The 8771-nt window shown below is 62.7% G+C and carries 8 protein-coding genes; all 8 read left to right on the top strand.

Annotated features, from left to right (window positions below; translation table 11 throughout):
• Window positions 1-87 precede the first annotated feature (87 nt).
• On the top strand, window positions 88-1620 hold the full coding sequence (glpD, locus tag DM374_RS22420) for a glycerol-3-phosphate dehydrogenase (protein ID WP_110971857.1): 1533 nt from the start codon (window positions 88-90) through the stop codon (window positions 1618-1620).
• A gap of 331 nt (window positions 1621-1951) precedes the next feature.
• On the top strand, window positions 1952-2875 hold the full coding sequence (locus tag DM374_RS22425) for a glutamate/aspartate ABC transporter substrate-binding protein (RefSeq protein WP_110971858.1): 924 nt from the start codon (window positions 1952-1954) through the stop codon (window positions 2873-2875).
• A 98-nt stretch (window positions 2876-2973) separates the two neighbouring features.
• Window positions 2974-3720: an amino acid ABC transporter permease gene (locus DM374_RS22430; RefSeq protein WP_095154880.1), complete on the top strand. Its 747-nt coding sequence runs from the start codon at window positions 2974-2976 to the stop codon at window positions 3718-3720.
• Window positions 3720-4391 (top strand): amino acid ABC transporter permease, encoded by a 672-nt coding sequence (locus DM374_RS22435; protein ID WP_110971859.1) that lies wholly within the window; start codon window positions 3720-3722, stop codon window positions 4389-4391. The genes DM374_RS22430 and DM374_RS22435 overlap by 1 nt, the downstream gene beginning before the upstream one ends.
• Window positions 4388-5122 carry an amino acid ABC transporter ATP-binding protein gene (locus tag DM374_RS22440; RefSeq protein ID WP_095154878.1) on the top strand — a complete coding sequence of 245 codons (735 nt, stop codon included), beginning with the start codon at window positions 4388-4390 and terminating at the stop codon, window positions 5120-5122. The genes DM374_RS22435 and DM374_RS22440 overlap by 4 nt, the downstream gene beginning before the upstream one ends.
• 66 nt (window positions 5123-5188) lie before the next feature.
• The gene (locus DM374_RS22445; protein ID WP_110971860.1) at window positions 5189-7096 is read left to right on the top strand and encodes a two-component sensor histidine kinase AauS; all 1908 of its coding nucleotides are present in this window, start codon (window positions 5189-5191) and stop codon (window positions 7094-7096) included.
• The gene (locus tag DM374_RS22450) at window positions 7093-8418 is read left to right on the top strand and encodes a two-component response regulator AauR (RefSeq protein ID WP_110971861.1); all 1326 of its coding nucleotides are present in this window, start codon (window positions 7093-7095) and stop codon (window positions 8416-8418) included. The genes DM374_RS22445 and DM374_RS22450 overlap by 4 nt, the downstream gene beginning before the upstream one ends.
• Window positions 8419-8442: 24 nt before the next feature.
• Window positions 8443-8769, top strand: coding sequence for a GlpM family protein (locus DM374_RS22455; RefSeq protein WP_177431592.1), 327 nt, complete (start codon window positions 8443-8445; stop codon window positions 8767-8769).
• The last annotated feature ends 2 nt before the right edge of the window (window positions 8770-8771 follow it).

Below are 8771 nucleotides of genomic sequence, written 5' to 3' on the forward strand. Positions count from 1 at the left end.
CGGCGGCTTTCCGTTCGGCTAACATTTTCGAATACGAACATTAATGTTCAGAAAAGATACCAGAACGACTTTACAAGAGGCCGCGCCGTGTCCAATTCCAGCTCCCCCATCCTTGCCGAAATCTATGACGTTGCCGTCATCGGTGGTGGCATCAATGGTGTCGGCATCGCCGCCGACGCTGCCGGACGCGGCCTTTCGGTGTTCCTCTGCGAAAAGGACGACCTCGCCAGCCACACCTCGTCGGCCAGCAGCAAGCTGATCCACGGCGGCCTGCGCTATCTCGAACATTACGAATTCCGCCTGGTGCGCGAAGCCCTCGCCGAACGCGAAGTGCTGCTGGCCAAAGCCCCGCACATCGTCAAACCGATGCGTTTCGTTCTGCCGCACCGCCCTCACCTGCGTCCGGGCTGGATGATCCGTGCCGGCCTGTTCCTCTACGACAACCTGGGCAAGCGCAAGCAACTCGGCGCCTCGCGCAGCCTGCGCTTCGGTCCGGGCAGCCCGCTCAAGCCGGCCATCACCCGTGGTTTCGAATACGCCGACTGCGCAGTGGACGATGCCCGTCTGGTGGTGCTCAACGCCATGGCCGCCCGTGAACGCGGCGCGCACATCCTCACCCGCACCCGCTGCCTGAGCGCGCGTCGCAGCGGCAAGCTGTGGAACGTGCAGGTCGAGCGCGCCGACGGCAGCCAGCAGACTATCCAGGCCCGCTCGCTGGTCAACGCCGCCGGACCGTGGGTGGCCAGGTTCATCAAGGATGACCTGAAACTCGACGCGCCCTACGGCATCCGCCTGATCCAGGGCAGCCACCTGATCGTGCCGAAGCTGTATGAAGGCGAACATGCCTACATCCTGCAGAACGAAGACCAGCGCATCGTGTTCTGCATTCCTTATCTGGAACGTTTCACCCTGATCGGCACCACCGACCGCGAATACAGCGGCGATCCGGCCCAGGTGGCAATCACCGAAGCCGAAACCGACTACCTGCTCAACGTGGTCAACCAGCACTTCAATCATCAACTCAGTCGGAGCGACATCCTCCACACCTACTCCGGTGTACGTCCGCTGTGCAACGACGAGTCGGACAACCCGTCGGCGGTGACCCGCGACTACACCCTGGCGTTGTCCTCGGAAAACGGCCAGGCACCGCTGCTGTCGGTGTTCGGCGGCAAGCTGACCACCTATCGCAAGCTGGCCGAATCGGCCATGGGCGAACTGGCTCCCTGGTTTACCCAGATGACCGGAAGCTGGACCGCAAGCGCGCCGCTACCCGGCGGTGAAGGCATGAGCACGCCGCAAGCCCTTTGCGACGAAATCCTCGCCCGCCACGGCTGGCTGCCTGCGGCCCTGGCCAAACGCTGGGCGCTGACCTACGGCAGCCGCACCAAGGCGCTGCTGGAAGGCGTGCAAGGCCCGGAAGATCTGGGCGAAGCCATCGGCGGTGGCCTGTTCAGCCGTGAAGTGGATTACCTGTGCCGCGAAGAATGGGCGCTGAACGCCGACGACATCCTGTGGCGGCGCAGCAAACTGGGGCTGTTCCTGAGCGCTTCGGAACAACAGGCGCTGCGTGAATATCTGCAGCGGGTCGAGCTGAAGCGTGGTCGGGTGCAGGCTGCCTGAATCGCGACGGTTGACACGCAACCCGTGGGAGCGGCCCATCGCGGCTAACAGCCACTCCCACACGTTCCGCGTCAACCCCATCGCCGCCGTCGTTCGGCTTTCCGAACGCCAATCCTCCCAGGATTCGGCCTACCGTACACAGCCTCCTGTCAAACGCCCGTCAAATAACCCTGCTATCCAGTAAAACCGGGCGTTGATGACCGAAGTCAGCGCCTGGCACGACTCATGCTCTACACTCAGTACCCGAATGCGCAAACGCTTTATTGCAGTGTTCGCTGAACGAAACGGCCGACAACGGCCTCATAAAAAAAACAACGTCGAGGAAAATTAGATGCGTATCGTTCGTCATCTGTTGGGCGCCGCTATCGCGGCCGCTGTGATCGCTTCGCCCGTCATGGCCGAAGAACTGACCGGCACCCTGAAGAAGATCAAGGACTCGGGCACCGTTACGCTGGGGCATCGGGACGCTTCCATTCCGTTTTCTTACATCGCCGACGCTTCGGGTAAACCGGTCGGTTACTCCCACGACATCCAGTTGGCCATCGTCGAGACCCTGAAAAAGGATCTGGACCTTCCCAACCTGAACGTCAAATACAACCTGGTCACCTCCCAGACCCGCATCCCGCTGGTACAGAACGGCACCGTTGACGTCGAGTGTGGCTCCACCACCAACAACGTCGAGCGCCAACAACAGGTCGCCTTCTCGGTCGGCATCTTCGAAGTCGGTACCCGCCTGCTGACCAAGGTCAAGGACGGTCAACCCGCCTACAAGGACTTCCCGGACCTGGCCGGCAAGAACGTAGTGACCACCGCTGGCACCACCTCCGAGCGCATCCTCAAGGCCATGAACGCCGACAAGCAGATGAAGATGAACGTCATCTCGGCCAAGGACCACGGCGAGTCGTTCCAGATGCTCGAATCCGGTCGCGCCGTCGCCTTCATGATGGACGATGCCCTGCTCGCAGGCGAAATGGCCAAGGCCAAGAAGCCAACCGACTGGGTCGTTACCGGTACGCCGCAATCCTATGAAATCTACGGCTGCATGGTCCGCAAGGACGACGCACCGTTCAAGGCTGCAGTCGACAAGGCCATCGTCGCGCTCTACAAATCGGGCGAGATCAACAAGATCTACGACAAGTGGTTCCAGCAGCCAGTCCCACCAAAAGGCCTGAACCTCGGCTTCCCGATGAGTGAAGAACTCAAGGCGCTGATCGCCAACCCTACCGATAAAGCCGCGGACGACAAGAAGTCCTGAATCCCGTCTAGTTAGTGTCTAACCTTTCATCCGAGGGCGTGCGCGCCCCCGGATGCTCGAAGGTGCCCGTGAAACAACTGATCTGAGGGGAGACCCCGATGAATTACAACTGGGACTGGGGCGTATTCTTCAAGTCCACCGGCGTGGGCGACGAGACCTACCTCGACTGGTACATCACCGGTCTGGGCTGGACCATCGCCATTGCGATCGCCGCCTGGATCATCGCGTTGCTGCTGGGCTCGGTCCTCGGCGTCATGCGCACCGTACCGAACCGCGTGGTATCGGGTATCGCCACCTGCTACGTGGAACTCTTCCGCAACGTGCCGCTGCTGGTGCAACTGTTCATCTGGTACTTCCTGGTGCCCGACCTGTTGCCCGAAGGCCTGCAGGAATGGTTCAAGCAGGACCTCAACCCGACGACCTCGGCACTGATCAGCGTGGTCATCTGCCTCGGCCTGTTCACCGCCGCACGGGTCTGCGAACAGGTCCGCACCGGCATCCAGGCCCTGCCCCGCGGTCAGGAAGCCGCCGCCCGCGCCATGGGTTTCAGCCTCTCGCAGATCTACAGCAACGTGCTGCTGCCCCAGGCCTACCGGATCATCATTCCGCCGCTCACCTCGGAGTTCCTCAACGTCTTCAAGAACTCGTCGGTCGCCTCGCTGATCGGCCTGATGGAGCTGCTGGCGCAGACCAAGCAGACCGCCGAATTCTCCGCCAACCTGTTCGAAGCCTTCACCCTCGCCACGCTGATCTACTTCACCCTGAACATGGGCCTGATGCTGCTCATGCGCATGGTCGAGAAGAAAGTCTCGGTACCGGGCCTGATTTCCGTGGGAGGTAAATGATGGAACTGGACTTCAGCGGGATCATTCCCGCCCTGCCGGGCCTCTGGAACGGCATGCGCATGACCCTGCAACTGATGGTCATGGGCATCGTCGGCGGTATCGTGCTGGGTACCCTCCTGGCGCTGATGCGGCTGTCATCGAACAAGCTGATGTCGAACCTGGCCGGTGCCTACGTCAACTATTTCCGCTCCATCCCGCTGCTGCTGGTGATCACCTGGTTCTACCTGGCGGTGCCGTTCGTGCTGCGCTGGATCACCGGCGAAGACACCCCGATCGGTGCGTTCACCTCTTGCGTCGTGGCCTTCATGATGTTCGAGGCGGCGTACTTCTGCGAAATCGTCCGTGCGGGCGTGCAGTCGATCGCCAAGGGCCAGATGGGCGCGGCACAAGCGCTGGGCATGACCTACGGCCAGACCATGCGCCTGATCATCCTGCCCCAGGCGTTCCGCAAGATGACCCCGTTGCTGCTGCAGCAGAGCATCATCCTGTTCCAAGACACCTCGCTGGTTTACACCGTCGGCCTGGTGGACTTCCTCAACTCGGCACGGGCCAGTGGCGACATCATCGGACGCTCGAATGAGTTCCTGATCTTCGCCGGCGTCGTGTACTTCGTCATCAGCTTCTCCGCTTCCTTCCTGGTCAAGCGTCTGCAGAAAAGGATAACCGTATGATTTCCATCAAGAACGTCAACAAGTGGTACGGCGACTTCCAGGTGCTGACCGACTGCAATACCGAGGTCAAGAAAGGTGAAGTGGTGGTGGTCTGCGGGCCGTCCGGCTCAGGCAAATCGACCCTGATCAAGTGCGTCAACGCGCTGGAACCGTTCCAGAAAGGCGACATCATCGTCGACGGTACCTCCATCGCCGACCCGAAGACCAACCTGCCGAAGCTCCGCTCGCGAGTGGGCATGGTGTTCCAGCACTTCGAGCTGTTCCCGCACCTGACCATCACCGAGAACCTGACCATCGCCCAGCGCAAGGTGCTCGGTCGCAGCGAAGCCGAAGCCAGCAAGAAAGGCCTGGCCCTGCTCGACCGCGTCGGCCTGAGCGCCCACGCCAAGAAGCACCCCGGTCAGCTTTCCGGCGGTCAGCAGCAGCGCGTTGCGATTGCCCGCGCACTGGCCATGGACCCGATCGTCATGCTGTTCGACGAACCGACCTCGGCCCTGGACCCGGAAATGGTCAGCGAAGTACTGGACGTCATGGTCCAGCTGGCCAATGAAGGCATGACCATGATGTGCGTGACCCACGAAATGGGCTTCGCCCGCAAGGTCGCCAACCGGGTCATCTTCATGGACAAAGGCAACATCATCGAGGACTGCACCAAGGAAGAATTCTTTGGTGACCAGAGCGTGCGCGACCAGCGTACCCAACACTTCCTCAGCAAGATCCTGCAGCACTAAGCAGACCGCAGCCCGCTGTCCGGTGTTCGCCGGGCAGCGGGCGCTGGTCGTCATAAGGCCACTGTGATGAAATGCGATCCCACGCTCTTTCGCCCAGCCAAGCCTGCCCTTGCCGTGAAACCCCGCCTGATTCGCCAGCTCATCATTCCGCCACTGATCCTCATGCTGACGATCGGCCTGGGCGTCGCCGGCTTCATGGTCAGCGAGCACAACGGCATCCGCACCTTGAGCGACAACGGCGAGCGCCAGCTCGAGCTGCACGCGCGCACCGTTGAAAGCGAAATCAGCAAGTACACCTACCTGCCCAGCCTGCTGGAGCTGGAAGACAGCGTCTCGAAACTGCTGACCGAACCAGATGGCGAACACCGCCAGGTGGTCAACGACTACCTCGAAGGCCTGAACCGGCGCAGCCGCAGCCGGGCGATCTTTGTCCTCGACACCAGCGGCCGGGTCCAGGCCTCCAGCAACTGGCGCGATGTCGACAGTTTCCTCGGTGAAGACCTGTCGTTCCGCGCCTATTTCCAGGACGCCGTACGCGGCCAGCCGGGACGTTTCTACGGGATCGGCAGCACCACCGGCGAGCCGGGCTACTACCTGGCCCACGGTCTTGAAGAACACGGCAAGATCATTGGCGTGGCGGTGATCAAGGTTCGCCTCGAACCCCTCGAAGAACGCTGGCAACGCGCCCGCCTGGAAGCCTTCGTCAGCGACGAGAACGGCATCATCATCCTTTCCAGCGACCCGGCCCGGCGTCTGAAGTCGGTGCGCCCGCTGAACCCGGAACTCAAGGAGCGCCTGGCCCGCAGCCTGCAGTACTACTGGTTCTCGCTCAACGAGCTGCAGCCGCTGGGGCGGGAAAAGCTCGGCGACGACCTGGAGAAACTGACCTTCCCGGCCAACGCCCGGCTCGACGACGGCACCCATGAAGTCGCCTACCTGGCGCAGACTCGTCGCCTGGTCGACACACCCTGGCACTTCACCCTGCTGACGCCGCTGCAAGACCTGCGTCGCGAATCGATCATCCAGGGTGTTCTGGTGGCCGTGGCCTTCGCCCTGCTGGCCATCCTCGCCATCGCCTGGAACGAACGGCGCAAGGTGATCGCCACCCGCCTGGCTGCTCGCGAAGCGCTGGAAGAAGCCAACAACCAGCTCGAACGCAAGATCGCCGAACGCACCGCCGACCTGCGCGCCAGCAACGATCGCCTCAAGGCGCAGATCCGCGAACGGCGGCAGGCCGAGCAGACCCTGCGCCACGCCCAGGACGAACTGGTGCAGGCCGGCAAGCTGGCGGCCATCGGCCAGATGTCCACCAGCATCGCCCACGAACTGAACCAGCCGCTGGCCGCGCTGCGCACCTTGTCCGGCAACACCGTGCGCTTCCTCGAACGCGGCTCGCTGGAAATCGCCAGCGCCAACCTGCTGACCATAAACGACCTGATCGACCGCATGGGCCGCATCACTGCCAGCCTGCGCTCCTTCGCCCGACGCGGCGACGACCGTGGCCAGGCGTCGCTGAGCAAGGCGGTCGAGGCCACCCTGCAAGTACTCAACGCGCGTATCGAAGGCTGCCACCTGAAGCTGCACAGCAACTACAGCGATCAGCAACTGGCCATCGACCAGACCCGCCTCGAGCAGATTCTCGTCAACCTCATCGGCAACGCCCTGGACGCCATGGCCACGGTGCCGTTGCCGCAACTCTGGCTGGAGGGCGAGCGCCACGACGACAAGTACCGCCTGCGAGTCCGCGACAATGGCCACGGCATTGACGACGACGCCCGCAAGCACTTGTTCGAACCGTTCTTCACCACCAAACCGGGCGAGCATGGCCTCGGCCTGGGCCTGACCCTGTCCGCCAGCCTTGCGGCTGCGGCCGGCGGCAACCTGAGCGTCGAACACCCTGCCAACGGCGGCACCGCGTTCGTCATCAGCCTGCCGCTGGTCAAAACCGCCCCTGAACCCGCCGAGTCCTTATGAATTCATCGCCCCTTACCGTCCTGATCGTCGAAGACGACCCGCATGTGTTGCTCGGCTGCCAACAGGCGTTGGCGCTGGAAGACATCGCCAGCGAAGGCGTGAGCAGCGCCGAACAGGCCCTGGAGCGGATCGGCGACGACTTCGCCGGGATCGTCGTCAGCGACATCCGCCTGCCTGGCATCGATGGCCTGGAACTGCTCAGCCGCCTCAAGGCCCGCGACAGCAGCCTGCCAGTGGTGTTGATCACCGGCCACGGCGATATCGACATGGCTGTTGGCGCGATGCGCAACGGCGCCTACGATTTCATGGAAAAACCCTTCTCGCCGGAGCGCCTGGTCGACGTGGTACGCCGCGCCCTCGAACAGCGCGGGCTGGCCCGGGAAGTCTTCGCCCTGCGCCGTCAACTGGCCGAGCGCAGTACCCTGGAAGGCCGCATCATCGGCCGCTCGCCGGCGATGCAGAACCTGCGCGAACTGATCGCCAACGTCGCCGACACCTCGGCTAACGTGCTGATCGAAGGCGAGACCGGTACCGGCAAGGAACTGGTCGCCCGCTGCCTGCATGATTTCAGTCGACGTCAGTCCCAGCCGTTCGTTGCGCTGAACTGCGGCGGTCTCCCGGAAAACCTGTTCGAAAGCGAAATCTTCGGCCACGAGGCCAACGCCTTCACCGGTGCCGGCAAGCGGCGGATCGGCAAGATCGAACACGCCAATGGCGGCACGCTGTTCCTCGATGAGGTCGAGAGCATGCCGATCAACCTGCAGATCAAACTGCTGCGGGTATTGCAGGAGCGGACCCTGGAACGCCTCGGCTCGAACCAGAGCATCGCCGTGGATTGCCGGGTGATCGCCGCGACCAAATCCGACCTGGACGCCCTCGGCCAGAGCGGCCAATTCCGCAGCGACCTGTATTACCGCCTCAATGTCGTGACCCTGGAACTGCCGCCGCTGCGCGAACGCCGAGAAGACATCCTGCAATTGTTCGAACACTTCCTCCAACTGTCGTCCCTGCGTTTCGACCGCGAGGCGCCGCAACTGGACAGCCAGACCCTGTCGCGCCTCATGAGCCATGACTGGCCGGGCAACGTGCGCGAACTGCGCAACGTTGCCGAGCGCTTCGCCCTGGGCTTGCCGGCGTTCAAGAAGAGCGGCACCAGCCCGTCCCAAGGCGTTGGTTTTGCCGAGGCGGTGGAAGCCTTCGAACGCAACCTGCTCAGCGACGCGCTGCAACGTACCGGGGGCAATCTCAGCCAGGCCAGCCAGGAACTGGGCATGGCCAAGACCACCCTGTTCGACAAAGTGAAAAAGTACGGCCTCGGCTGACAAGGCGGAAACCACATGGACCTGATACTCAAAGCCTGTCTTGGCGCCGCCGTGGTGGTGATCCTCGCGATGCTGGCCAAGACCCGCAATTACTACATCGCCGGGCTGGTGCCGCTGTTCCCCACCTTCGCTCTGATCGCCCACTACATCGTCGGCAAGGGCCGCTCGCTGGACGATCTGAAGACCACCATCGTGTTCGGCATGTGGTCGATCATTCCGTACTTCGTCTACCTCACGGCGTTGTATTTCCTCGTCGACCGCCTGCGTCTGGAGGCCTCACTGGCCTTGGCCGCACTGGCGTGGCTGGTGGCGGCGGCGATTCTGGTCAGTGTCTGGCTACGTTTTCACTAGGG

Source organism: Pseudomonas huaxiensis (genome assembly GCF_003231275.1).
In the GTDB taxonomy this organism is placed as follows: Bacteria; Pseudomonadota; Gammaproteobacteria; order Pseudomonadales; family Pseudomonadaceae; genus Aquipseudomonas; species Aquipseudomonas huaxiensis.

Coding starts and splice junctions, on each gene's coding strand:
- DM374_RS22445 (WP_110971860.1), top strand. CDS start 5,189: ATGAAATGCGATCCCACGCTCTTTCGCCCAGCCAAGCCTGCCCTTGCC.
- DM374_RS22450 (WP_110971861.1), top strand. CDS start 7,093: ATGAATTCATCGCCCCTTACCGTCCTGATCGTCGAAGACGACCCGCAT.
- DM374_RS22440 (WP_095154878.1), top strand. CDS start 4,388: ATGATTTCCATCAAGAACGTCAACAAGTGGTACGGCGACTTCCAGGTG.
- DM374_RS22430 (WP_095154880.1), top strand. CDS start 2,974: ATGAATTACAACTGGGACTGGGGCGTATTCTTCAAGTCCACCGGCGTG.
- DM374_RS22425 (WP_110971858.1), top strand. CDS start 1,952: ATGCGTATCGTTCGTCATCTGTTGGGCGCCGCTATCGCGGCCGCTGTG.
- DM374_RS22435 (WP_110971859.1), top strand. CDS start 3,720: ATGGAACTGGACTTCAGCGGGATCATTCCCGCCCTGCCGGGCCTCTGG.